We start from the raw sequence: 25,242 nt of genomic DNA on the forward strand, positions 1-25,242 counted from the left end.
GCCGCCCGGCGGGCGGCGGTCGCCGACGGCGTCGGTGCGGGCGGCGGCTTCACGGCCGCTGTGCTCGGCCGGGCCTGACTGCTCCGCGTCCTCCGTCGCCCGTCGCTCTCCTGGGCCGCCCTCGACCCCGTCAGCGGCCGTGTCGGGGTCACTGGCGGGAGCGGGCACCCGCGCCTCGCCGCCGTTCTGACGGCGGGAGGACGCGGGGGAGGACGACTGCAGCGCCGTTCCTCCGGTGGTGCGGAACAGTTCGTCGGCTCCCGGCAGACTCACTCGGCGTGACACCGGGCGAGCACCTCCCTGGCGAGCTGGCGGTAGGCGGCGGCGCCGACGGAGTTGGACGCGTACGTGGTGATCGGCTCACCCGCGACCGTGGTCTCGGGGAAGCGGACCGTACGGCCGATGACCGTGTGGTAGACGTGGTCGTCGAACGCCTCGACCACGCGGGCCAGGACCTCACGGCTGTGCACGGTGCGCGAGTCGTACATCGTGGCGAGGATGCCGTCCAGTTCGAGCTCGGGGTTGAGCCGTTCCTGGACCTTCTCGATCGTCTCCGTGAGCAACGCCACACCGCGCAGGGCGAAGAACTCGCACTCGAGCGGCACGATCACCTTGTGCGCCGCGGTGAGCGCGTTCACGGTGAGCAGGCCGAGCGAGGGCTGGCAGTCGATGACGATGTAGTCGTAGTCCGCCATCAGCGGCTTGAGCGCGCGCTGCAGGGTGGACTCCCGGGCGACCTCGCTGACCAGCTGCACCTCGGCGGCCGACAAGTCGATATTGCTGGGCAGCAGGTCCATATTGGGCACGGCCGTCTTGAGCAGCACCTCGTCGGCCGACATGCCCCGCTCCATGAGCAGGTTGTAGACCGTGAGGTCGAGCTCCATCGGGTTGACGCCGAGGCCGACCGACAGGGCGCCCTGCGGGTCGAAGTCGACGAGCAGGACCCGGCGTCCGTATTCGGCGAGGGCCGCGCCGAGGTTGATGGTGGAGGTGGTCTTGCCGACGCCGCCCTTCTGGTTGCACATCGCGATGATCTTCGCGGGGCCGTGGTCGGTCAGCGGTCCGGGGATCGGGAAGTACGGCAGCGGCCGCCCGGTGGGGCCGATGCGTTCGCGTCGCTGGCGGGCCGCGTCGGGCGCGAGTGTGGCCGCGTACTCGGGGTCCGGCTCGTACTCGGCGTCCGGGTCGTAGAAGTGCCCGTCGGGGAGGTCGTCGTAGGCGGCGAAGCGGGCGGGATCCATGCCCCCCTGGTCGCCGGCCATGGCGTTCACGTGATGGCCGTCCATGCTCTGACTCTGGTGGGCTGTCGTCAAGTTCTGGTGCGTGGCGAAGGTGCGGACAGCTACAGAGCCGACAGCCTCGAGCCCCGAGGGACCCTGGCCCCGCGCAGCCGATCCTGGTTGACCACCCCCGGGAGAAAATGTCGACTCATTCACAAGTCGTCCTACCTCCTTGGTGACCAGGAAATTTCTAGATAGGTCAGCGTGACACCATGCCGACGGTTGGCGACTCTATGGCGTGTCGGCGGTTCGCAGCAACACAATCCACCGGACACGGCACGATGTGTCGGCAATCGAACACCGCGCTGTCAAGGGCGTATGGGGGGTGAAGCGAGGATTCCTCGACGGGTAAAGCGTCTGAATAGTTACTTTTAGGGCGAGTTGGCGAAGCGAACTGTCATCCGCGTTACGGGTCGTATCGGACACATCAACGGCCGGACCCCGCCTCACGGCAAGACCCGGCCGGATGCCCGTTATTGACCTGTTGTTGACGGTCGACGTTGACCGCTCAGCCGGCTTCAGCCGATCAGCGAGGTCAGTTCGACGGTCGACAGACCGTGCGCCTCGGCGACCGGACCGTAAACGACCTCGCCCTCATGGACATTGAGCCCCCTGGCCAGCGCGGCGTCCCGGCGCAGCGCGTCCCGCCAGCCGCGGTTGGCCAGCTCCACGATGTACGGCAGCGTGGCGTTGGTGAGCGCGTGGGTGGAGGTGTTGGGCACCGCGCCCGGCATGTTGGCCACGCAGTAGAAGACCGAGTCGTGCACGGTGAAGGTGGGCTCGGCGTGGGTGGTGGGCCGGGAGTCCTCGAAGCAGCCGCCCTGGTCGATCGCGATGTCGACAAGTACACTTCCGGGCTTCATCCGGGAGACCAGCTCGTTGGTGACCAGCTTGGGCGCCTTGGCGCCGGGGATGAGCACCGCGCCGATGACGAGGTCGGCGGCGAGCACGGCCTTCTCCAGCTCGTAGGCGTTGGAGGAAATGGTCTGCACCCGGTTGCCGAAGACCTTGTCGGCCTCGCGCAGCTTGTTGATGTCCCTGTCGAGCAGGGTGACGTGGAAGCCCATGCCGAGGGCGATCTGCGTGGCGTTCCAGCCGGAGACGCCGCCGCCGATGACCACGGCCCGGGCCGCGGCCACGCCCGGCACCCCGCCGGGCAGCACCCCGCGCCCGCCCGCCGACCGCATCAGGTGGTACGCGCCGACCTGCGGCGCGATCCGGCCCGCGACCTCGGACATCGGCGCGAGCAGCGGCAGCGCGCGGTTCGCGGTCTCGACCGTCTCGTAGGCGATGGCGGTGGTGCCGGACTCCAGCAGCGCGTCCGTGCACTCGCGGGAGGCGGCCAGGTGGAGGTAGGTGAAGAGGGTCTGGTCCTTGCGCAGCCGGTGGTACTCCTCCGCGACGGGCTCCTTGACCTTCAGCAGCAGGTCGGCGGTGGCCCATACGTCGTCGGCCGAGCCGAGGATGCTCGCACCGGCGGCGGTGTACTCCTCGTCCGTGATCGAGGAGCCGACGCCGGCCCCCCGCTCCAGGAAGACCTCATGGCCATCGCGGACCAGCTCATGCACACCGGCGGGGGTGATGGCCACGCGGAACTCGTTGTTCTTGACCTCGCGGGGGATACCGACCTTCACGTCGATCACGGTCCTTGAATCTGGGGGATATCCGGGCTTTAAGCAGACAAACCGGAATGCGTCCGCATGCCGGAGACGACCGCAACAATCGCGGTACAACCAGTCTTAATGAAGGATGCCGCGCTGTCCAGCCTTGTAATACATCAAGCTTTTGCCGATCCGCTGCCGGTTTCTTAGGTCACTCTGCCTCTTCGGCTCCATCTACCCGCTCGCTGTCGCCGCCTCCGCCTCGCTGCCGCGCCGCCAGCCGGCGCGCGGCGCGCCGGTGCGCATCCGCCGCCGCCGGGTCGCCGAGCCGGTCCAGGGCGTCCGCGGCCCGCAGCGCGCCCCGCGGATTGCCCGCCCGGCGGAACGCGGCCCCCGCCGCCCGCCAGGCGCGCAGCGCCTCGCCCCACTGGCCGGTGCGCGCCTGGACCGTGCCCAGGCGCTCGTACAGCAGCGCCTCGCCGATCCGGTCGCCGCGGGACAGCCGCAGCTGGAGCGCCCGCCCGTACCAGTCGGCCGCCCGGTGCCAGTCCCCCAGCTCCTCGTACGTGCCGCCGATGGACTCCAGCGAACGCCCCGTGGTGTACGGGTCGCCCGCCTCCCGGGCCGCCTCCAGCGCGTGCTTGTAGCGGACCAGTGCCTCCTCCACCCGGCCCGCCCGCGCGTCCAGGTCGCCCAGGTTCAGCAGTGCCGCCGCCTCCTCCACCGGCAGATCGCGGCGGCAGGCCACATCGAGCACCAGCCGGTGCAGCCCGTACAGCTCCGGGGCGGCCTCCTCGGCGCTGCGGTGGGCGCCGAGGGCATGCGTCAGACCGGCCACCAACCGGCGCGCCAGCGTGTCGAGCCCGCCGTCCTCGACGGCCAGCCGGGCGATCTCCAGCAGCACCGGCAGCCGCGACTCCAGCCAGACCGACGCGGCCCCGGACGAGGTGAACCTCAGCGCCCTCGGCATCTCGGCCAGCTTCTTGCGGGCGGGCGAGCCGGGCGGCTGGGCGGCCAGCCGGCAGGCGTGCAGTTGCCGTACGGTCCGCTCCAGCATCCGGGCACCGGCCAGCTCCACCTCGGCCGGGCGCTCGGTGGCCCGCAGCGCCGCCCGCAGCATCGGGTCGAGGCAGCCGGGCACCTGGTACCGGTGCTCGGCCAGCGGGCGCAGCAGCCCGTGCGCGACAAAGCCCTCCAGCGCGGCCTCGGCGTCCGCCACCGAGCAGCCGGCCAGCGCGGACCCTATCTGGGCGTCCGCCCAGCCGCCGGGCGCGAGCACCAGCAGCCGCAGCAGCCGTGCGGCCGCGGGCGGCAGCGCCTCGTACGCCAGCCGGAAGGCGCGGGCCAGCGGGCGCGCGCCCCGGTCCTGGTCGCCATCGGCCGGCGACAGCTCGCGCAGCCGCTGTACCGCGTCGGCGACCGACGACTGGGGGCGCGCGGCGAGCCAGCCGCCGACCAGCACCAGCGCGGCGGGCTGACCGCCGCACTCCTCGACCAGGGACTGCGCGGCCACCGGGTCGCAGGTGATACGGGTGGACCCGGCGTACTGCGCGAGCAGCCCGATGGCCGCGCTCACATCGAGCCCGCCGAGCGTGCACGGCCGTACGTCCGGCACCCCCGTCAGCGGGCCGCGCGAGACGGCGACGACCAGGCTGTCCGGGGCGTCCGGCAATAACGCGTCCACCTGCTCGGCGCCGGTCGCGTCGTCGAACAGCAGCAGCGCGCGCTTCCCCGCCAGGGCGTCGCGCAGCGCCTCACAGAGCTCGTCCTCGTCCGCCCCGGCCGGGACGGACACCTTGAGCACGGCCAGCAGTTCGCGGGCGGTCCGCTCGAGGGGTACGGGATCGCCCCCGGACGTGGCCAGCCGCGCGCGCAGGATCCCGTCGGGGTAGTCGTCGGCGAGCCGCCGCACCAGCTCCTCGGCCAGCGCGGTGCGGCCGGAACCGGGGCGGCCCGCGATCAGCAGCACCCGGCTGCGGGGGGCCTTGCGGCCGGCGAGGGTGTCCAGGCCGGCCCGGTCGATATCGGCGCGCAGCGCCAGCAGTTCGCGCCGCCGCCCCGCGAAGCCGCGCCCCACGGACGCCGCCGCCGCGAACAACACGGCCCGCGTCGCACCGCTCCACAGCCCGCCGGCGTCGTCCTGCGGCCCGGCGGGAGACTCGGCGCGCCCGGTGGCGGGTTCGCCGCGCCCGGGTTCGTGGCCCTCAGTGGAAGATCCCTCGCCCCCTTCGGTCCGGGGCGGCGGGGCGGCGGCGCGACGGGGCGCGAGGGCGGGCGCGGGACGGGGCTGGGGTTCGGCGGCAGGCGGCGGCAGCCGCTTCCGGGGGGGCGGCCCCCCATCGGTGTCGACCGCCTGCTCCGCCACTGGGCCCCATCCCCGTCCACCTGCGCGTACGAGCCCGCCGCGGGTGCGGTCGGGAATAGTCCGAGCGTAGTTCACCGCGCGTCAGCACTTCGGCACTCCCGGCCGATACGGCGGGGAGAAAATCACCTGATCGGATGCACGGATGTTCGGATTCGGGGTCTGTTTTGAGGTCTGCTTCGGGGTCTGTGGAGAGCCGCCCTGCGGCGGGAGGGCCCTCAGGCCTCGAAGGGCCGGGCCGGCCAGGGGGCGTCCGCCGGGCGCAGGGACTCGAAGCCGGCGCCGGTCTGTGCGGCGTGGGCCGCCAGGACGCCGGCCACCAGGCAGGTGTTGTGCAGCTCGCCCGCGAGGACGCCGGCGATCAGCTCGTCGAGGGGGATACGGGCGCGCTCCATGTCCGCCTCCTCGTGATCCCCCTCGTACCGCTCGCCCTCGGCCTCCGAGACCCCCCGGGCCAGGAAGATCCGTACGGCCTCGTCGGAGCCGCCCGGCGAGGTGTAGATGTCGGTCAGCACCCGCCAGTCCTCGGCCTTGACGTGCGCCTCCTCGTACAGCTCGCGCTGCGCCGCGTGCAGCGGGTTCTCGCCGGGGATGTCGAGGAGGCCGGCCGGGATCTCCCACAGCCGCTGCCGCACCGGGTGGCGGTACTGGCGCACCACGATGACGCGGCCTTCGCCGTCGAGCGCGAGGATGGCGACCGACCCGGGGTGGACCTGGTAGTCGCGGGTGGTCCGGGAGCCGTCGGGCATGACGACCTCGTCGGTGCGCACGCCGGTCTTGTTGCCGGTGAACGGCGTGGTGGTGGCGGTGATCCGCCACTCCTCGGGGGTGTCCTTGATGCGCATGCTCGACTCAGCGTCCTCTCGTCAGCGAACGGCCCGACAGCCGAAACGGGGGCCCGGGCGGGGCGGCACAAACCGCTCCCGCCCAGGTCAACCGTATCCCTCAGGCCTTGGCGCGCTGTCCGGTCGGCGCGCCCGGCTGTCCGGCTACGGCGGCCGCCTCAGGCTGCCCCGACCGCGCCGCCGGGGCAGCCTGAGCCGCCTGCGCCTCAGGCTGCCCCGACTGCGCGGACTGCCCCGACTGCCGGGCCACCGCGGCCTTGACCAGGCCCGCGAAGAGCGGGTGCGGGCGGGTGGGCCGGGAGCGCAGCTCCGGGTGGGCCTGGGTGCCGACCAGGTACGGGTGCACCTCGCGCGGGTACTCGACGTACTCGACCAGCTTGTTGTCGGGCGAGGTGCCCGAGAAGACCAGGCCGGCCTTCTTCTCCAGCTCCCCGCGGTAGGCGTTGTTGACCTCGTAGCGGTGGCGGTGGCGCTCCTCGACGTACGGCTGGTCGCCGTAGACTTCGCGGACGATGGAGCCCTCGCCGAGCTTCGCCGGGTACATGCCCAGCCGCATCGTGCCGCCCATATCGCCCTCGCCCGCGACGATGTCGAGCTGCTCGGCCATGGTGGAGATGACCGGGTCGCTGGTGGCGGGCTCGAACTCGGTGGAGTTGGCGCCCTCGATGCCCGCCAGGTTCCGCGAGGCCTCGATGACGATGCACTGCAGGCCCAGGCAGAGGCCCAGCAGCGGGATCTTGTTCTCGCGGGCGTAGGTGATCGCGCCGACCTTGCCGTTGACGCCGCGGTCGCCGAAGCCGCCCGGGACACAGATCGCGTCGACGTCGCCGAGCTGCTGCCGGGCGCCGGCGGCGGTGCGGCAGTCGTCCGAGGTCACCCACTTGATCTTGACGCGGGCGTTGTTGGCGAAGCCGCCCGCGCGCAGCGCCTCGGTGACCGACAGATAGGCGTCGGGCAGGTCGATGTACTTGCCGACCAGGGCGACGGTGACCTCGTGGTCGGGCTGGTGGACCCGCTTGAGCAGATCGTCCCACTGGGTCCACTCGACATCGCGGAAGGGCAGGTCGAGGCGGCGCACCACATAGGCGTCCAGGCCCTCGGAGTGGAGCACCTTGGGGATGTCGTAGATCGACTTGGCGTCGATGGCGGCGACCACGGCCGCCTCGTCGACGTCGCACATCAGCGAGACCTTGCGCTTGATGGAGGTCGGGACCTCACGGTCGGCGCGCAGCACGATCGCGTCGGGCTGGATACCGATGTTGCGCAGGGCGGCGACCGAGTGCTGGGTGGGCTTGGTCTTGAGCTCGCCGGAGGGGCCGATGTACGGCAGCAGGGAGATGTGCACGACGAAGACGTTGTCCCGGCCGACCTCGTGGCGGACCTGGCGCACGGACTCCAGGAAGGGCAGCGACTCGATGTCGCCGACGGTGCCGCCGACCTCGGTGATCACGACGTCCACGTCGTCCGTCGCCATCCGCCGGATGCGGTGCTTGATCTCGTTGGTGATATGCGGGATGACCTGCACGGTGTCGCCCAGGTACTCGCCGCGCCGCTCCTTGGCGATCACGGTGGAGTAGACCTGGCCGGTGGTGACGTTGGCGGAGCCGTCGAGGTCGACGTCGAGGAACCGCTCGTAGTGGCCGATGTCCAGGTCGGTCTCGGCGCCGTCGTTGGTGACGAACACCTCGCCGTGCTGGAACGGGTTCATGGTGCCCGGGTCCACGTTGAGGTACGGGTCCAGCTTCTGCATCGTCACGCGCAGACCGCGCGCCTTGAGCAGGGCACCGAGGCTGGAGGCGGTCAGGCCCTTGCCGAGTGAGGAAGCGACACCCCCGGTGACGAAGATGTGCTTGGTCGTCGTGGGCTTAGCGGCAATGGCCAAAACAAGGCTCCCGTGGTCGCGAGGTGAGGGTGCGGGGTCCGGCGACCGCCCCGGTGTTCCGGGGGCGCCGTTGGTGAGGTTCGGGGGTTTTGCGCCCACCGCTCCACGGGCTACCAGGGTATCAGTGCCCTTCCCCGACTACGGCTGGGCAGGGTGCACCTCCCGGGAGAAGTCGGGCGAGCCGGGGAGCATCCCGCGGCCGCCGGGGGTACGGATCCGCTACCGCTCGAACACCATGCGTGACCTGGCCACCCGATCGGCCGCCGGGTCCAAGCCACGATGTGGGACGACTCGAGCGGATCACTGTTCTCCGTCGTATCCTGCTCGGACGCAATGCTGCGAGCCGGCCGGCAAGGGACCACCACGCCCTCGGAACAAGCGCTCGTCGAGAACTTCCAAGACCGTGGACAATAGCCTTCCGGGGCACCGCGGCCGTTCGAATGGGGATAGTACGTGGCCGGGCGTATCGAGGATTACGCACTGATCGGGGATATGCAGACCGCCGCCCTGGTCTGCAGAGATGGCACGGTCGACTGGCTTTGTCTGCCGCGCTTCGATTCGCATGCCGTCTTCGCCGGGCTGCTGGGCACCGAAGAGCATGGCTTCTGGCATCTGGGGCCCGCGCAGGCCGCGGGCGCCACTCCTGCGGCCGCCGACCGCCGCCGCTACCGCGGCGACTCGCTGGTCCTCGAATCGGAATGGGACACCCCGCGCGGCACGGTCCGCGTGATCGACTTCATGCCGCCCCGTGACGGGGCCCCTCAGCTGGTGCGGATCGTCGAGGGCGTGAGCGGCCGGGTGCCGATGCGCTCGGCGCTGCGGATGCGCTTCTCGTACGGCTGGGTCGTGCCGTGGGTGCACAAGATCGACGCGCGGACGGTCGCCGTCGCCGGCCCCGATTCGGTGTGGCTGGACACCGAGATCGATACCTACGGCAAGGACCTGACCACCTACTCGGACTTCACCGTCGCCCCCGGCGACCGGATCGCCTTCACCATCAGCTGGCAGCCCTCCCACAAGGAGCCGCCCGCGCTCCCCGACCCCGAGGGCGCGCTCGAGGCGACCGAGGTCTTCTGGCGCGAATGGGTCGAGCACTGCACGTACCACGGCCCCTACCGGGACGCGGTGGTCCGCTCGCTGATCACCCTCAAGGCGCTCACCTACGCCCCCACCGGCGGCATCGTCGCCGCGCCCACCACCTCGCTGCCCGAGGAGATCGGCGGCGTCCGGAACTGGGACTACCGCTACACCTGGCTGCGGGACGCGGCGATCACCCTGTCCTCACTGCTGCGCACCGGCTACCGCGAGGAGGCGCGCGCCTGGCGCGAGTGGCTGCTGCGCGCGGTCGCGGGCGACCCGGAGAACCTCCAGATCATGTACGGCATCGCGGGCGAGCGCGAGCTGGGCGAGGCCGAGCTGACCTGGCTCCCCGGCTACGAGGGCTCCCAGCCGGTCCGGGTCGGCAACGGCGCGGCCGGGCAGCTCCAGCTGGATGTGTACGGAGAGGTCACCGAGGCGCTGCACCTGGCGCATATGACCGGCCTGGCCCGTAACGACTACGCGAGCATCCTGCAGCTCAAGCTGATCCGCTACCTCGAGGAGCACTGGGACGAGCCGGACGAGGGCATCTGGGAGGTGCGCGGGCCGCGCCGGCACTTCGTGCACTCCAAGGTGATGGCCTGGGTCGCGGTGGACCGCACCGTCAAGCTCATCGAATCGGGCGACGTGGACGGGCCGTTGGAGCGCTGGCGCGAGCTGCGCGACGAGATCCACCGGGATGTGTGCGAGAAGGGCTACGACCCCGAGCGCAACACCTTCACCCAGTCCTACGGCTCGCGGGAGCTGGACGCCTCGCTGCTGCTGATCCCGCAGATGGGCTTTCTGCCGCCGGACGACAAGCGGGTCATCGGGACCATCGAGGCCATCCAGCGCGAGCTGTCGACCTCCGACGGCTTTGTGCTGCGCTACCCGACGGCCGGCGAGGACGCGGGCGTGGACGGTCTCGAGGGCGACGAAGGGGCCTTCCTGGCCTGCTCGTTCTGGCTCGCCGACGACCTGGCGATGATCGGCCGGGTCGACGAGGCGCGCAAGCTCTTCGAGAAGCTGCTCGCGCTCCGCAACGACCTGGGGCTGCTGGCGGAGGAGTGGGACCCGCGCCTCCAGCGGCAGGTGGGCAACTTCCCGCAGGCCTTCAGCCATGTGCCGCTGATCGACACGGCGCTGCGGCTGACGGCGTCCGGGGCGTACGGAGGGTAGCCCGGCAGGCCCGGTCACCGGCCGAAGACACAGGAAGACGCAGGAGCCCGGGCTCATACGGCCCGGGCTCCTGTGGCGCGTTTACGCGTTTACCCGTTTACCCGTTTCCGCGTTCAGAAGGCGGTCAGGGTCAGCGTGACTCCCGTCGGGGCGGTGTCCTGGATGTACGACGCGAAGTCGGCGACGTCGTCGAAGGCGAAGCCGTACGCCTTGCCGTCCGCGGTCGCCGCGTGCATGGCCTTGGCGTAGTGGTTGGTGACCTGCGGGGTGTAGAAGGAGGCCGGGTCGGTGGTCGGCTGGGCGGGCGTGTTGTGCAGGGTGGTCCGGTTGAAGCCCGCGCCGAGGATGGCCGCGACCGGGCCCGTGGTCCCGTCGTTGGGCGCGGCGAGCGCGCCGTCGCAGAAGAGCACGTCCCTGGTGGAGGGCTTGTTGAAGGCCACGGAGGCGGGGCCGGTGAAGGACAGCCGCCCGCCGCTCACCCGGCCGGTGAAGGTGCCCGCGTTGGTGGTGACCTTCAGGTCCTTCGCGGCGTAGGCGGCCCAGACGTCGTCGATATAGGCGGCGAGGTAGTCCTTGCCGAACAGCCCGGCGTCGAGGCCGTGTCCGGGGGCGATGACCCTCAGCTTGTCGCCGAGGACCAGGGGCGCGAAGGCGTCGACCGCGGCGAGGTCGGAGAAGACCTTGGCGCGGGCGCCGCTCTTGAGGGTGCCGGTGGTCTGGTCCTTGGCCCCGGTGAGGCGGATCGACATCGGGACGCTGAACATATCGACCATGGTGGTGTTGCAGAACATCCCGGCGGAGTTGAAGGTGAACTCCGCGCAGTCGTGCAGGATGTTGTAGTTGGGGTCGCCGGCCACCCAGCCCGCCGGGTACTGCAGGGCCGCGTTGCCCGCGCCGTCGGTGACCGCCTTGAATTTGAGCTTGGAGCCGAGGGCGACGTAGATCCGGCCGGACATATTGGGCAGGGTCAGTTTGGTGTCCCCGCTCGCGGTGAGCGGGATGGCGTAGTCGGTCCAGCCGTCCGGTCCGTTGTCGGAGAGCGCGATGGGCGCGACCTTGCCGTCCGGGGTGACGCGGACCTGGCGACCGCCCTCATTGCCGACGATGTAGATCCATATCGATGAATTGCCGAACTGGCCTGTGTTGTTGACGACCGTCAGCGGCATCGTGGCCGCGCGCTCCGCGCCGTTGGCCCGGCCGCCCGCGAGGGTGAGGCCCGCTCCGGCGGCGGCAGCGGCGGCGAGGCCGCCGAGCAGCGTCCTGCGGCCGATCGTCCCGTTCTTCGTCCTGCTCATGACATGTACTCCTCGGCGTTGTGGGGGATTTGCCGGGATATCGGAGAGGGGTGGGGGGTGACGGGAACCGTCTCTATGAGAGCGCTCTCTCCCGCCCCTAGTCCTGCACCCTGCCTACCGGCCGCCCCCTGCGTCAAGGACTTGGGTCGACTTGGATCAGATTAGGTCTGGACCAATTCATCGTAGACGCTGAGGACATGGGCGACCGTGTCGTCCTCCGTCGGCCAGCCCGCGGTCCGCGCCCGCCCCGCCGCGGCCAGCTCCACCCGGCGCACCGGATCCGCGAGCAGCCGGATCACCGCGCCGGCCAGATCCTCCGGCGCCCCGTACGACACCAGTTCGGCCGCCTCCCCCACCAGTTCCGGCACCCCGCCGACCGCCGTGGCCACCAGCGGCACGCCTGCGTGCAGCGCCTCCTGCGCCAGCACCGACCGCGCCTCCCACCGGCTGGAGAGCACCGCGACATCGGCCGCCGCCAGCAGCGCGGGCACATCGTCCCGGCGGCCGAGCAGCCGCACCGGCAGCCCCTCCCCGTCGATCCTGCGCTGCAGCGCCGCCCGGTCCGGCCCCTCCCCCGCGACCGCCAGCAGCGGCTGGGGGTCCAGCGCGCGCCACACCCGGGCCGCGTCCAGCAGCGGCCCGAAGCCCCGATCCAGCACCAGCCGCCCCACCGCGAGCAGCAACGGCCGCTCCACAGAGCCCAGTTCGGCCCGCACCTTCTGCCGCCACCCGTCCTCCCTGGCCGGCGTGGAGCGCGGCGCGGGCACCGCGACCGGCGCGAGCCGGGCATCGCGAGCCCCCCGCGCACGAGCCCGCTCCACCAGATCCGACGACGCGCCCAGCACGATCGCGGCGTGGCGCGCCACCCTGCGCTCTATGAGGCGTACGGCTTGAGCTCGCGCGCCCTCGGCGTGCGGTTTGCTGTGCCAGGTGACGATCAGCGGCACGCCCCGGCCGTGCAGCGCCAGCACGGCCAGCAGCCCGGACCGCAGCCCGTGCGCATGCACCAGACCCGCCCCGGCGCCGGCCGCCCGCAGCGTCGCGACGGCCCCCGCGTCCGTACGGGCGTCCAGTCCGGCGAACCACGCGCCCGCCTGCGTGAACCCGTACCCCCGCTCCGCCCGCCACGGCCCGCACACCGTCACCCGCAGCCCGCGCGCCACCAACCCGGCCGTCAGCGACCGGACATGCACCCCGCTGCCGGAACTGCCGCCGCCGAGCACTTGGAGGGCGTGCAGGGGCGGCTGCCCGTGCGGATTCCCGTGCGGGTTCCCGGGCGGCGGGGCCGGTGTGCTGCTCACGGTGCTGCTCACGCGGGAAAAGCTCCTGAGAGGACGGCGTTCGGGCGTGGGGTCTTAGGGCCTGTCGTCAAAGAGGGCGTCCTGCTCCCGACGCCTGGCACGGCACCTCGCTGCGTTGTCGCATCGCCCAAGTACGCCCAGTACGAGGGCGACGCTCCGCCTTGCGAGGCACCGCGCCAGACGCCGCTCGCGGCCGGACGCCCCCTTTGACGACAGACCCTAGGCGCGCGGCGGTGCGGGTGCGCCCCGTCCAGGATGCCAGTCTTCAGGCCGCCCCCACCGCCACGGCCCCGCACCGGGCCCGCCGTCGGCTCGCCCGCACATCCGCGGATTCACTCGTACGGAGGACAGCACCGAACACCGGAACGCCCTCGGGCCGCTGCGGCGCGGGCGGCCCGGACGGCCCCGGCGGCCCGGCCCGGGCTCGCGGCCACCGGTCCTCGGCGGCGGCGGACCCGCGGCCGACAGTCAGCGCGTCGCCCGCGCCGTCTCCAGAAGCTCTTCCGCGTGGGCGCGGGCGAGTTCGGAGTCCTCCTGGCCCGCCAGCATGCGCGACAGCTCCCGTACCCGGTCCTCGCCCTCCATCGCCTTCACACCGCTGCGCGTGACCGCCCCGTCGTTGGTCTTCTCCACCACCAAGTGCCGGTCGGCGAAGGCCGCGACCTGGGGCAGGTGGGTGACGACCACGACCTGTGCGGTCTGGGCGAGCTTGGCCAGCCGTCGGCCGACCTCGACCGCCGCCTTGCCGCCGACGCCCTGGTCCACCTCGTCGAAGAGATAAGTCGGCACGGGGTCCGAGCCCGCGAAGACCACCTCCACCGCGAGCATCACCCGGGACAGCTCACCGCCGGACGCCCCCTTGGCGATCGGGCGGGGCGGGGCGCCCGGGTGGGGGGCGAGCAGCAGCTCGACCTCGTCGGCTCCATGCGGCCCGAACAGCACCGCACGGCCGCCCACCTCGATGCCCGCCGTCTCCTCCGCGGCCTCGCTCTGGCTGATCGCGAAGGTCACCCGGGCATGCGGCATCGCGAGCGAGGCCAGCTCCGCGGTGACCGCGTCGGCGAAGCGCGCCGCCGCCTCCGTACGGGCGTCGGTGAGCGCCTGCGCGAGCTCGCCAAGTTCGGCGCGGAGCGCGTCGCGCTCGGCGGTCAGCTCGCCGATACGGTCGTCGTCGCCGTCCAGTTCGGCCAGCCGCGCCGCGCCCTGCTCCGCCCAGGCCAGCACGTCCGCGATGTCCTGGCCGTACTTGCGGGTCAGATGGGACAGCCCGGCCCGGCGCTCCTCGACGACCGCCAGCCGCCGCGGGTCGGCGTCCAGATCGTCCGCGTAGCCCGCGAGCTCCCCGGCCACGTCGGACGTCAGGATGCCGACCTCGGCGATCCGGTCGGCGAGCGCGGCGAGCTTCGGATCGTGGGAGCGCACGCCCTCCAGCGCCCGGTGCGCGCCCGCGACCAGACTGGCCGCGTCCACGCCCTCGGGGTCCTCTGGGTGCCCGGCCAGCGCGGCGTGCGCGGCGGTGGCGGCGGAGGCGAGGGCTTCGGCGTGGCCCAGGCGCTCCGCCTCGGCCGCGAGCTCGGTGTCCTCGCCGGGCAGCGGTTCTGCCGCGGCGATCTCCTCGAGGCCGAAGCGCAGCAGATCGGCCTCCTGCGCCCGCTCCCGCGCCCGGGTGGTCAGCTCGTCCAGCTCGGCGGCGACCGCACGCAGCCGCCGGTAGGCGGCCCCGTACTTCTCCAGCGGCCCTGCGACCGCGGCTCCCGCGTACCGATCCAGGGCCTGCCGCTGCCGGGCCGGGCGCAGCAGCCCCTGCTGATCGGTCTGGCCGTGCACGGCCACCAGGTCGTCCGCCAGCTCGCCCAGCAGCCCCACGGGCACCGAGCGGCCGCCCACATGGGCGCGGGAACGGCCCTCGGCGGAGACCGTACGGCTGATCAGCAGCGCGCCGTCGTCGAGTTCGGCGCCCGCCTCCTCGGCCCGGACGGCCACCGTCGACCGCCCGTCGACGGTGATCCGGCCCTCGACGACCGCCGCCTTCGCGCCGATCCGCACCAGGGCCGCGTCGGCCCGCCCGCCCAGCAGCAGGCCGAGACTGGTGACGACCATGGTCTTACCCGCTCCGGTCTCACCGGTCACCGCGGTGAAGCCGGGCGACAGTTCGACGACGGCGTCGTCGATGACGCCCAGCGCACGTATCCGCATCTCCTCCAGCACGCCCACGACCATACGAGGTTTCAGGGCCTCGATGCGACGGCGGGTTCTCCTACGGGGCGCCCGGTCCGGACTGAGCCCGCCCTCGGCGCCCCGTCGGGGGGCCTAATGCGGCGCGCCGCGCCAGCCCGCGACCGGGAGGGCGAACTTCGCCACCAGCCGGTCCGTGAACGACGCGTGGTGCAGCCGTGCCAGCCGCACCGGCACCGCCCCCCGCCGCACCTCCACCCGCGCACCGGCGGGCAGTTCGACGGTGCGCCGCCCGTCGCACCACAGCACCCCGTGCGGGGTCTGCGGCTGCACCTCCACGGCGAGCACCGAGCGCGGCGAGGTGACCAGGGGCTTGGCGAAGAGGGCGTGCGCGCTGATGGGGACCATCAGCAGCGCCTCGACCTCGGGCCACACCACGGGCCCGCCCGCCGAGAAGGCGTACGCCGTCGAGCCGGTCGGGGTCGCGCAGACGACGCCGTCGCCGCCGAAGCGGGAGACGGGGCGGCCGTCCACCTCGGTGACGACCTCCAGCAGGCGCTCGCGCGCGGCCTTCTCGACCGACGCCTCGTTCAGCGCCCAGTCGGTGTGCACGATCTGCCCGTCGGTGCGGACCAGCACATCGATGGTCATCCGCTCTTCGACCTCGTAGCTGCGGGTCACGACCCGGTCCACGACCTTGTCCAGGTCGTCCCGCTCGGCCTCGGCGAGGAACCCGACCCGGCCCAGGTTGATGCCGAGCATCGGCACCCCGGAGATCCGCGAGAACTCCGCGCCGCGCAGCAGCGTGCCGTCACCACCGAGGACGATCAGCAGCTCACAGCCGTCCAGGACATCCGCGCCCGCGTCGACCAGCTCGACCGCGGCCGGCAGCGGCAGATCCGCGGCCTCCGCGGCCAGCACCCGCACCCCGATGCCGCAGCGCAGCAGGCCTTGGACGACGAGTTCGGCGCTGCGGATGGCCGCGGGGCGGCCGGTGTGCGCCAGCAGGAATACGGTGCGCTCCGCTGCTGCCGAGGCTGCTGCTGAAGCTTCTGAAGTGGTCAACTGGGCCCCTCCGCCACTGCACGGTCGACATCGGCCGGGTCAAGTGCCGGCGCCCCGGCGCGCATCCACAGAAAGTACTCGACGTTGCCGGCCGGGCCGGGCAACGGGCTCGCGGTGACCCCCAGGACTCCAAGGCCAAGCCCCGCCGCCCGCTCCGCGACCGTACGGACGGCCTCGGCGCGCAGCCGCGCGCTGCGGACCACCCCGCCGCTGCCCAGCCGCTCCTTGCCGACCTCGAACTGGGGCTTGACCATCAACACCAGGTCGGCCCCGGGCGCGGCACAGCGCACCAGGGCGGGCAGCACCAGCCCCAGCGGGATGAAGGACAGGTCACCGACGACCAGGTCCACGGGGTCACCGCCGATCTGCTCGAGCGTCAATTCACGCACGTTCGTACGGTCCATGACGGTCACGCGTTCATCGCTCTGCAAAGACCACGCGAGTTGTCCGTATCCGACGTCGACGGCGAGGACATGGGCGGCGCCGGCGCGCAGCAGGACATCGGTGAAGCCCCCGGTGGACGCCCCCGCGTCCAGGGCGCGCCGCCCCGTGACCTTCAGGCCTCCGCCGCTCGCCGTGCCGTCTGTGACGGCACCCGCGCCCGCCCCCTGGCGGTACTCCTCGCTGAAGGCCAGCAGCGCGCCCGCGAGCTTGTGCCCGCCGCGCGAGACGTAGTCCGGGTCGCTGTCGTCCTCCCTGACCACGAGCGCCGCGCTGGTCTCCACCTGGGTGGCGGGCTTGGTCGCGACCTGCCCGCCGACGGTCACCCGGCCCGCGGCGATCAGCTGGCCGGCATGCTCGCGCGAGCGGGCCAGCTCGCGGCGCACCAGCTCCGCGTCGAGTCGTGCGCGTCGTGGGCGGGTCACAGCCACGGGTGGTTCAGCTCCTGTCGTCTGTCGTCATACGAGACGAGGTCGTCTACGGGGCGGGGGCCGGCGGGCCGGGCCGCCGGTCCAGGGCGGTCAGCGCGTCGCGCAGGCCCCGGTGCACATCCTCGTACACCTCCAGATGGCCGCTCGCGGCGAGGTGGTCGGCGTCGGCCAGCCGGTCCAGCTGCGCGTCGATCTCGGCGACGCCGGTGGGCGTACGGGTGACACCGAGCGGCGCGGGATCCGCCGGACGCGCCGACTCCGCGGAAAGCTCCAGAGAAGGCCCCGAAGGAGCCTCCGAAGGCGGTTCCGAAGACGGTTCGGAAAACGGCCCAGCCGTCGGCTGGGCCATGGACTCCGCGGCTGCCACCCCGGGACCAGGCTCCGGCCCGGGCCGCGCACCCTCGATCGGCTCACTCATGGTCTCGACGCTACCGCGAAGCACACATTCTCCGACGTACGGGACCTGGGGTACCGTCTGTCGCGATGGCGACCATGGAGGAGTGCCGCAGCGCACTCGACAAGCTGGCGGAGAACCTGGCGGGCGCGAACGGGGACCTCCGCAGCGCCGCCGCGCTCGATCGCTCGGTGAGCTGCCGTATCACCGACCTCGACATCACCTTCTTCGGACGGCTCACCGATGGCCGCATAGAGGACGTGACGGCCGTGCCCGGCCCGCCCGCCGAGCGCGCCGAGATCCGGCTGACGATGTCAGGCGACGACCTGCTGGCCCTGGTCGACGGCGAGCTGCACTTCGCGCGCGCCTGGGGCAGCGGCCGGGTCAAGCTGGAGGCCGGCTTCCGCGATCTTCTGCGGCTGCGGAAGCTGCTGTAGCCGCGGCCATCTCCGTCGCGCCCGACTTGGCAGGGGCCTTCGTACCCGTCTCTTTCACGGCCGGGGCCTTCGCGGGCGCCGCAGCCGCCCGCGTACGGGATCGCCGGGCGGCGGGCACCACCAGCGGGGTGCCGGTCTCGGGGTCGTCGATCACCTGGCAGCGCAGCCCGAAGACCCGCTCCACCAGCTCGGCCGTCACCACCTCCCCCGGTGCGCCCTCGGCGACGACCTCCCCGCCGCGCATCGCGATCAGGTGGGTGGCGTAGCGGGCGGCGTGGTTGAGGTCGTGGAGGACGGCGACCAGGGTGCGGCCCTGCTCCTCATGGAGCTGCGCGCACAGGTCGAGCACATCGATCTGGTGCTGGATGTCCAGGTAGGTGGTCGGCTCGTCGAGGAGCAGCAGCGGGGTCTGCTGGGCGATGGCCATGGCGATCCACACCCGCTGCCGCTGACCACCGGACAATTCGTCGACATAGCGATCCGCGAGCTCGGCCACACCGGTCGCCGCCATCGACTCGCCGACAATCCGCTCGTCCGTCTCCGACCACTGTCGCAGCAGCCCCTGATGCGGATAGCGGCCGCGGGCGACCAGGTCCGCGACGGTGATGCCGTCCGGCGCGATCGAGGACTGCGGCAGCAGCCCCAGGGTGCGGGCGACCTTCTTGGCGGGCATCGAGCCGATCGCCTGCCCGTCCAGCAGCACCGACCCGGCGGTCGGCTTGAGCATCCGGGACAGCGCGCGCAGCAGGGTGGACTTGCCGCAGGCGTTGGGCCCGACGATCACCGTGAAGGAGTGGTCGGGGATGGCGACGGTCAGGCCCTCGGCCACCGTGCGCCGGTCGTAGGCGAGGGTGAGCCCTTCGGCGGTGAGCCGCTGCGGCCGGGCACCCTTACCGCCTGTACCGCCTGTTCCACTGACGCCGCTCATATCACCCATACCGTCGTTGCCGTCCCTACCGTCCACGTCGCCCCTCGTCACATCCGCACCGCCCCTCGTCACATCCGCACCGCCCCTCGTCATATCCGCCCCGCCCGGCGCTCGGTGATCAGCAGCCCCAGCAGATAGCAGCCGCCCAGCACCCCGGTGACCACCCCCACCGGCAGTTGGTCCGCCCCGAAGAGCCGCTGCGCGGACCAGTCGGCGCTGATCAGCAGGGCCGCGCCCATCAGGGCCGCGGGCACCAGGTTGGGCCCGGTCGCGCGGGTGAGCCTGCGGGCCAGCTGTGGCGCGACGAGCGCGACGAAGGCCACGGGCCCGGCGGCGGACGTGGCGACCGCGGTCAGCAGGACGGCCGAGAGGACCAGCACCAGCCGCGTCCGCTCGACCCGCACCCCGAGGGCGTACGCGCTGTCGTCGCCCATCTCCAGCATCCGCAGGCCCCGGGCGTGCCCGAGCACCACCGGCACCAGCACCGCGCAGACGCAGGCCAGCGGCCAGACCTGCGCCCAGTCCCGCCCGTTCAGCGAGCCGGTCAGCCACACCATGGCGCGCGCCGCGTCCTCCTGATGACCCTGGGTGAGCAGATAGCCGTTGACGGCGGTGAGCGTCGAGGACGCGCCGATGCCCACCAGCACCAGCCGGTAGCCGTGTACGCCCCGCCGCCAGGCCAGCGCGTACACGCCGAGCCCGGTCAGCAGACCGCCGGCGACGGCCCCGGCCGCGACCTGGTTCGGGTCGCCCTTGAACAGCACGAGGACGGTGAGCGCCCCGGCCGCCGATCCCTGCCCGAAGCCGACCACGTCGGGGCTGCCCAGCGGATTGCGGGACACGCTCTGGAACAGCGCGCCCGCCAGGCCCAGGGCCGCGCCGACGAGGAGCCCGACCAGGACGCGCGGCAGCCGCACCTCGTTGACGATGAAGTGCTCGATCGGGGTGCCGCCGCCGAAGAGGGTGCGTACGACGTCGCCGGGCGCGATCGCGAAGTCGCCGGTGCCGATCAGCACCACGCTCATGGCCAGCGCCACGGCGGCCAGCAGCAGCCCTGTCAGCGCCGCGCGGACGTCCACCCGGACCGAGAGCCCGCCCCGGGTCCGCAGCGTGGCCCCGCGCGCCCTGGGGGCCTTGGGGGCCCTTTCGCCGTTCCCGACCCCGGCCTTGTCGCTCGCGCTCGCGTTCACAGCTGGGCCATCCTTCGGCGCCGGACGAGGTAGATGAAGACGGGTCCGCCGATGAGCGTGGTGACGACCCCGGCCTGCAGCTCCGATGGCCGCGACACGACCCGGCCGATCACATCGGCGCCCAGCAGCAGCACCGGCGAGAGCACCGCCGCGTACGGCAGGATCCAGCGCAGATCGGGCCCGGTGAGCGCCCGTACGGCATGCGGCACCATCAGGCCGACGAACGCGATCGGCCCGCAGGCGGCCGTCGCGGCCCCGCACAGCAGGGTGACGGCGGCCATGGCGAGCGCGCGGGTGCGGGTGAGGTTGGTGCCGAGGGCGCGCGCCGTGTCGTCGCCGAGCGCCACCGCGTTCAGCGCCCGGCCGAGCGCCAGGGCGAGGACCACGCCGACGGCGATGAACGGCGCGACCTGCTTGACGACCGTCATGTTCGCGGAGGCGAGCGAACCGACCGTCCAGAAGCGCATCTTGTCCAGGGCCGCCGTGTCCAGCAGCTCAACGGCGTTGAGATAGCCGTAGAGCGCCGCGTACACGGCCGTCCCGGCGAGCGCCAGCCGCACCGGCGTGGCCTCTCGGCTGCCGCCGAGCGCGAAGACGAGCACGGACGCGACTGCGGTGCCGAGGAAGGCGAACCACACATAGCCGGTCAGGGAGGTGACGCCGAGAAAGCTGATGGCCGTGACGACGGCGGCGGACGCGCCCGCGTTCAGCCCGAGCAGCCCCGGGTCGGCGAGCGGGTTGCGGGTGAGCGCCTGGATCACCGCGCCCGCGAGCCCGAGCGCGGCGCCCACCAGCAGCCCGAGCACGGTACGCGGCACCCGCACATCCCGGACCACCACATCGGTGTCGCTGCCGCTGTAGTGGAACAGCCCGTGCCACACGTCGCCGAGCGGAATCGGCTTGGCACCGATCGCGACGCTGGCGGCCACGACCACCAGCAGGACCCCCAGGGAGGCGACGAGCCCGACCGCGCGACGCGCGGCCTGCCGCCCGGGTGGCGCGGTCGCTGTTTCGGTCCCGGCTCTCGCCGGACTGAGCAGGGTCACGCGGAACTCCACCTCGCAGCAAGGCCGATCACAATTGAGGTTAGGTTAACCTAACCTTTCTTGTCACGCCTCGGGAGGGGCCTTCTGCCAACTGGCGTTCGTCACAGCCCCAGCCGCGCCAGCGCCTTCCCAGCATCCGCGGCGCACGCCCCGTCCCCGGCCTCGGTCCATGCCGCCGCGCACAGCGCCCGCAGCCCGTCCATCGGGTCGCCGCCGTCCCCCTCCAGCACCAGCGCGCCCTTGCGCACCCGGGCCAGCCAGCCGCCACACCGAAAGCCGCCGTCGTCCCCGGCCCCGGCGGGCTCCACCGCCGTCTGGGGCGTCAGCAGGCCCCGCAAGTCGCGGTCCACATACGTCGGCCGGTGCTCGGGCTCGGCGGCCAGCAGCTGCGCGGGGGTGGTCACCCCGGTCAGGACCAGCAGCGAGTCGACGCCGCCCGCGTGCGCGCCCTCGATATCGGTGTCCATCCGGTCCCCGACCACCAGCGGCCGCTCCGCGCCGGTCCGCAGGATCGTCTCCCGGTGCATCGGCGGCAGCGGCTTCCCGGCGATCTGCGGGGAGCGGCCCGTGACGATGCGTACGACCTCCACCGCCGCGCCATTGCCCGGCGCGATGCCCCGACCGCTCGGAATCGTCAGATCCCCGTTGGAGGCGTACCACGGCACGCCGCGCCCCACCGCGTACCCCGCCTCCGCCAGCCGCCCCCAGGGCATCTCGGGCCCGCCGTACCCCTGGACCACCGCCGCCAGGTCGTCGTCGTCCGCCGAGTCCACCGGCACCAGGCCCCGCTCGCGCAACGCCACCCGCAGCCCCTCACCACCGATCACCAGCACCCGGGCCCCGGCCGGGACCTGCTCGGAGATCAGCCGCGCCACCGCCTGCGCCGAGGTGATCACGTCCTCGGGCCGCGCGGGCACCCCGAGCCGGGTCAGATGCTCCGCCACCGCCTCCGGCGTGCGCAGCGCGTTGTTGGTGACATACGCCAGCCGCATCCCGCCGTCCCGCACGGTGCCCAGCGACTCCACGGCGTGCTCGACGGCCTCGCCGCCCGCGTACACCACCCCGTCGAGGTCCAGCAGGGCGGTGTCGTACGCCGCGCTCAGCGGCCGTTCGCCGGCCGCGGGCCGGGTCCGGACGTTCTGGGTCACGGGGGGCACGGGGGGATTCATCGGGGGACACGCTCCTCGCATACATGTGCGTCTGTCCCCCGATCATCGCTCATCGCGCCGAACGGCATAGCATTCACTGATGAGCACTCCAGGACCTGTCGGGCAAGGTCTGCAGCTCGCCCCCTTCCGGGGATTGCGCTATGTCGCGGAGCGGGTCGGCAGCCTGGCCGCCGTGACCTCGCCTCCGTACGACGTCGTGGTGCGCCCCGAGGGTCTGCGCGCGCTCGAGACGGCGGACCCGTACAACATCGTCCGCCTCATCCTCCCCCAGGCCGACACCCCCGCCGACCGCCACCGGCAGGCCGCCGAGACGCTGCGCCGCTGGCAGGCCGACGGGATACTCGCCCCCGACCCCGAGCCCGCGCTCTACGTCTACGAGCAGCGCGACGGCCATGTGCTCCAGCGGGGGATCATCGGCGCCCTGCGGCTGAGCCCGCGCGAGGAGGGCGTGGTCCTCCCGCACGAGGAGGTCATGCCGCATGTGGTCGAGGACCGCGCCGCCCTGATGCGCGCCACGGACGCCAACCTGGAGCCGCTGCTCCTCGCCTACCGCAGCGACGGCTCGGTGACCGGCGCGGCGGCCGTACTCGAACGCGCCGTCCAGGGCCGCCCGTTGCTCTCCACGCCCACCGAGGACGGCTTCAGCCACCACCTGTGGCGGGTGACCGACCCCGCCGACCTCGCACAGATCGCCGCCGACCTGCGCCACCGGCAGGCCCTCATCGCCGACGGGCACCACCGCTGGGCCACCTATCTGCGGCTGCGCGAGGAGCGGACGGAGCCCGGCCCCTGGGACTTCGGCCTGGTCCTGCTCGTCGACACCGCCCGATACCCGCTGCGGGTCAGGGCCATCCACCGGCTGCTGCACCAGCTGTCCCCGGCCGAAGCACTCGCCGCCCTGGGCGCCCCGGACGCGCACCGTACGCCTCCTGGCCCTCCTGGCCCGCCCGGCCCGGGGAGCGCAGCCTTCCGCGTACGGCCGGTCGACGGTCCGCTCCCGCAGGCCCTGGCCACGCTCGCGAAGGCCGCCGACGAGCCGGGGGCCGGCAACGTCTTCCTGCTCGCCGGGCACGGCGGCTTCCTCCTCCTGGACCGCCCCGATCCGGCGCTCCTGGCCCGTACGATCCCCGCCGACCGGCCGGAGGCATGGCGCACCCTCGACGCGACGGTCCTGCACTCCGTGCTGCTCGAGCACATCTGGAAGGTCCCTGACACTCCAAGCCACATCGGCTACATCCATGACGCGGCGGCGGCCGTGGAACAGGCGGAGCGGCACGGCGGTACGGCGGTGCTGATGCACCCGGTGCGGGAGGGCGTCGTCCACGACCTGGCCCGGGAGGGGATCCCCATGCCGCACAAGTCGACCTCCTTCGGGCCGAAGCCGGCGTCCGGGCTGGTCCTGCGGAGTCTCGCGCTCGGCTGACGCAGCCGGCTCGGCTGACGAGAAAGGGCGGAACCCCTGGCCGGGGTTCCGCCCTCACTGTCTCTCGCTGTCTGCCGCCGTCAGCGACCGTCGCCCTCGTCGACTTCCTTCTTCAGGTCGTCCGACTCGAGGTCGTCCGACTCGGCGGATGCCTCGGGCTCACCCGCGGGCTCGTCGTCCTCAACGTCCGACTCGTCCTCGACCAGCTCCGGCTCGTCGTCGACCTCGACCTCGGGCTCGGCCTCCAGCTCGTCCTCGGCCTCCAGCTCGTCCTCGGGCTCCGGCTCGTCCTCAGGCTCCTCGGGGGCGAGCGCGTCCACGAACTCCACACCGTCCAGCTCCGCAAGCCGGTCGGAGGCGTCCGTGGTCCCGCCCTGATCAGCCTCCAGGGCCTTCGCGAACCACTCCCGGGCCTCGTCCTCACGCCCGACGGCCAGCAGCGCGTCGGCATACGCGTAGCGCAGCCGCGCGGTCCACGGCTGTACGGACTGGGAGGCCAGCTCGGGGCTCTGCAGCGTCACCACGGCGGCGTCCATCTGCCCCATATCGCGCCGGGCACCCGCCGCGACCAGCCGCATCTCGACCTGCCCGGCCCGGTCCAGCTTCTGCACCTCGGGCTCGCCGGCCATCGCCAGCGCCCGCTCCGGGCGGCCCATACCGCGCTCGCAGTCGGCCATCACGGGCCACAGGTCGGCGCTGCCGGTCATCCGCCGCGCCGCACGGAACTCCGCCAGCGCCTCCGCGTACTTCGCGACGCCGTACGAGGCGAAGCCCGCCGCCTCGCGCACGGCCGCGACGCGGGAAGCGAGCCGCAGCGCGACGCGCGAGTACTCGTACGCCCGCTCGGGCTCGTCGTCCAGCAGCTTGGCGACCATGACGAGGTTCTTCGCCACATCGTCGGCAAGCGTCTTCGGCAGGCTCATGAGCTCCTGCCGCACACTCTTGTCGATCTCGTCCCCGGTCACGTCCTCGGGGATCGGCAGCCGCTTGACCGGCTCGCGGTCACGGTCGCGGTCACGGTCACGGGGGCCCTCGTCCCGGCGACCGTAGCCACCGGACCGGTCGTCCCGGCGCTTGTAGCCGCCACCGGGACGCTCGTCGCGCCCACGGCCCTGCCCGCCGCCATACGGACGACGCGGCCCGCGGTCGTCACGGCCCCGGTAACCGCCCTCGCGGTCGTCCCGGCGCGGCGCGCGCGGCCTGTCGTCACGACGGTCGTCACGGCGATCATCACGCCGGTCATCACGGCGCTCATACCCACCGACGCGGCCACCACGGTCCGGGTCGTCGCGGCGCGGCCCACGAGGCCGGTCATCACGGCGATCATCACGGCGGAAACCGCCACGGTCGTCGTCGCGACGGTACGAAGGCCGGTCATCCCGCCGGTCGTCATCGCGCCGGGGCCCACGGGCGCGGTCGTCACGACGGTCGTCGCGGCGGTCGTCACGACGATCATCACGACGGAAACCGCCACGGTCATCACGGCGGTCGAACCCACCACCGGGCCGGCCACCGCGGTCGTCCCGACGCGCATACCCTCCGGGCCGGCCACCACGGTCATCGTCACGGCGCGGCCCGCTCGGCCGGTCATCACGGCGGTCGAACCCACCACCGGGTCGGCCACCACGGTCGTCCCGACGCGCATACCCTCCGGGCCGGCCACCACGGTCATCGTCACGGCGCGGCCCGCTCGGCCGGTCATCACGGCGGTCGAACCCACC

At 72.8% G+C, this 25,242-nt stretch carries 19 protein-coding genes and 2 pseudogenes; 3 read left to right on the forward strand and 18 right to left on the reverse strand.

Translation table 11 applies throughout. The annotated features are described in order from the left end of the window. The 6 genes and pseudogenes from ACWDSL_RS37845 to ACWDSL_RS37870 form a co-directional block, all read right to left on the reverse strand. Positions 1–285: pseudogene (locus ACWDSL_RS37845) on the reverse strand (hypothetical protein); the annotation flags it as partial. Beyond that, on the reverse strand, positions 270–1,436 hold the full coding sequence (locus ACWDSL_RS37850; protein ID WP_089513310.1) for a ParA family protein: 1,167 nt from the start codon (positions 1,434–1,436) through the stop codon (positions 270–272). The pseudogene ACWDSL_RS37845 and the gene ACWDSL_RS37850, both read right to left, overlap by 16 nt. A 362-nt stretch (positions 1,437–1,798) precedes the next feature. Next, complete coding sequence (gene ald / locus ACWDSL_RS37855; RefSeq protein ID WP_089513367.1) at positions 1,799–2,914, reverse strand: alanine dehydrogenase; 1,116 nt, start codon at positions 2,912–2,914, stop codon at positions 1,799–1,801. A 178-nt stretch (positions 2,915–3,092) separates the two neighbouring features. Further along, entirely contained in the window at positions 3,093–5,246 is a 2,154-nt protein-coding gene (locus tag ACWDSL_RS37860) for a tetratricopeptide repeat protein (RefSeq protein WP_450492491.1), read from the reverse strand. A gap of 215 nt (positions 5,247–5,461) precedes the next feature. Then, a complete protein-coding gene (locus ACWDSL_RS37865; protein ID WP_450492492.1) occupies positions 5,462–6,088 on the reverse strand; it encodes an NUDIX domain-containing protein in 627 nt (208 codons plus the stop codon). Positions 6,089–6,188: 100 nt separating this feature from the next. Beyond that, entirely contained in the window at positions 6,189–7,970 is a 1,782-nt protein-coding gene (locus tag ACWDSL_RS37870; protein ID WP_450492493.1) for a CTP synthase, read from the reverse strand. Positions 7,971–8,423: 453 nt separating this feature from the next. Between ACWDSL_RS37870 and ACWDSL_RS37875 the strand changes: the two genes are divergently transcribed. Further along, the gene (locus tag ACWDSL_RS37875; protein ID WP_450492494.1) at positions 8,424–10,226 is read left to right on the forward strand and encodes a glycoside hydrolase family 15 protein; all 1,803 of its coding nucleotides are present in this window, start codon (positions 8,424–8,426) and stop codon (positions 10,224–10,226) included. 113 nt (positions 10,227–10,339) lie between these two features. Here ACWDSL_RS37875 and ACWDSL_RS37880 read toward each other — a convergent pair whose 3' ends face one another. The 6 genes from ACWDSL_RS37880 to ACWDSL_RS37905 form a co-directional block, all read right to left on the reverse strand. Further along, a complete protein-coding gene (locus ACWDSL_RS37880) occupies positions 10,340–11,521 on the reverse strand; it encodes a glycoside hydrolase family 64 protein (protein ID WP_450492495.1) in 1,182 nt (393 codons plus the stop codon). 161 nt (positions 11,522–11,682) lie between these two features. Continuing rightward, entirely contained in the window at positions 11,683–12,834 is a 1,152-nt protein-coding gene (locus ACWDSL_RS37885) for a glycosyltransferase family 4 protein (protein ID WP_450492496.1), read from the reverse strand. A gap of 456 nt (positions 12,835–13,290) precedes the next feature. Then, the gene (gene recN / locus ACWDSL_RS37890) at positions 13,291–15,042 is read right to left on the reverse strand and encodes a DNA repair protein RecN (RefSeq protein ID WP_450492497.1); all 1,752 of its coding nucleotides are present in this window, start codon (positions 15,040–15,042) and stop codon (positions 13,291–13,293) included. A gap of 90 nt (positions 15,043–15,132) precedes the next feature. Then, a complete protein-coding gene (locus ACWDSL_RS37895; RefSeq protein ID WP_450492498.1) occupies positions 15,133–16,062 on the reverse strand; it encodes an NAD kinase in 930 nt (309 codons plus the stop codon). Next, the gene (locus ACWDSL_RS37900) at positions 16,059–16,928 is read right to left on the reverse strand and encodes a TlyA family RNA methyltransferase (protein ID WP_450492505.1); all 870 of its coding nucleotides are present in this window, start codon (positions 16,926–16,928) and stop codon (positions 16,059–16,061) included. Before ACWDSL_RS37900 ends, ACWDSL_RS37895 begins: the two co-directional genes overlap by 4 nt. 52 nt (positions 16,929–16,980) lie before the next feature. Next, a complete protein-coding gene (locus tag ACWDSL_RS37905; RefSeq protein WP_450492499.1) occupies positions 16,981–17,352 on the reverse strand; it encodes a hypothetical protein in 372 nt (123 codons plus the stop codon). A 65-nt stretch (positions 17,353–17,417) separates the two neighbouring features. On the opposite strand from ACWDSL_RS37905, the gene ACWDSL_RS37910 reads away from it, so the two are divergent. Next, on the forward strand, positions 17,418–17,765 hold the full coding sequence (locus ACWDSL_RS37910) for a sterol-binding protein (protein ID WP_450492500.1): 348 nt from the start codon (positions 17,418–17,420) through the stop codon (positions 17,763–17,765). Here ACWDSL_RS37910 and ACWDSL_RS37915 read toward each other — a convergent pair. The 4 genes from ACWDSL_RS37915 to ACWDSL_RS37930 form a co-directional block, all read right to left on the reverse strand. Beyond that, a complete protein-coding gene (locus tag ACWDSL_RS37915; protein WP_450492506.1) occupies positions 17,713–18,693 on the reverse strand; it encodes an ABC transporter ATP-binding protein in 981 nt (326 codons plus the stop codon). The genes ACWDSL_RS37910 and ACWDSL_RS37915 overlap by 53 nt on opposite strands. 89 nt (positions 18,694–18,782) lie before the next feature. Next, the gene (locus ACWDSL_RS37920; protein ID WP_450492507.1) at positions 18,783–19,802 is read right to left on the reverse strand and encodes a FecCD family ABC transporter permease; all 1,020 of its coding nucleotides are present in this window, start codon (positions 19,800–19,802) and stop codon (positions 18,783–18,785) included. A gap of 77 nt (positions 19,803–19,879) precedes the next feature. Beyond that, positions 19,880–20,929 carry a FecCD family ABC transporter permease gene (locus tag ACWDSL_RS37925; protein ID WP_450492501.1) on the reverse strand — a complete coding sequence of 350 codons (1,050 nt, stop codon included), beginning with the start codon at positions 20,927–20,929 and terminating at the stop codon, positions 19,880–19,882. A gap of 101 nt (positions 20,930–21,030) precedes the next feature. Beyond that, complete coding sequence (locus ACWDSL_RS37930; protein WP_450492502.1) at positions 21,031–22,077, reverse strand: HAD-IIA family hydrolase; 1,047 nt, start codon at positions 22,075–22,077, stop codon at positions 21,031–21,033. A 100-nt stretch (positions 22,078–22,177) separates the two neighbouring features. On the opposite strand from ACWDSL_RS37930, the gene ACWDSL_RS37935 reads away from it, so the two are divergent. Continuing rightward, a complete protein-coding gene (locus ACWDSL_RS37935) occupies positions 22,178–23,521 on the forward strand; it encodes a DUF1015 domain-containing protein (protein ID WP_450492503.1) in 1,344 nt (447 codons plus the stop codon). An 80-nt stretch (positions 23,522–23,601) separates the two neighbouring features. On the opposite strand, the gene ACWDSL_RS37940 is transcribed toward ACWDSL_RS37935, so the two are convergent. Both ACWDSL_RS37940 and ACWDSL_RS37945 read right to left on the reverse strand, forming a co-directional pair. After that, positions 23,602–24,504: a hypothetical protein gene (locus ACWDSL_RS37940; RefSeq protein WP_450492508.1), complete on the reverse strand. Its 903-nt coding sequence runs from the start codon at positions 24,502–24,504 to the stop codon at positions 23,602–23,604. Between the two features lie 39 nt (positions 24,505–24,543). After that, positions 24,544–25,242, reverse strand: a pseudogene (locus ACWDSL_RS37945) (tetratricopeptide repeat protein); the annotation flags it as partial.

Source organism: Streptomyces sp. NPDC000941, assembly GCF_053599555.1.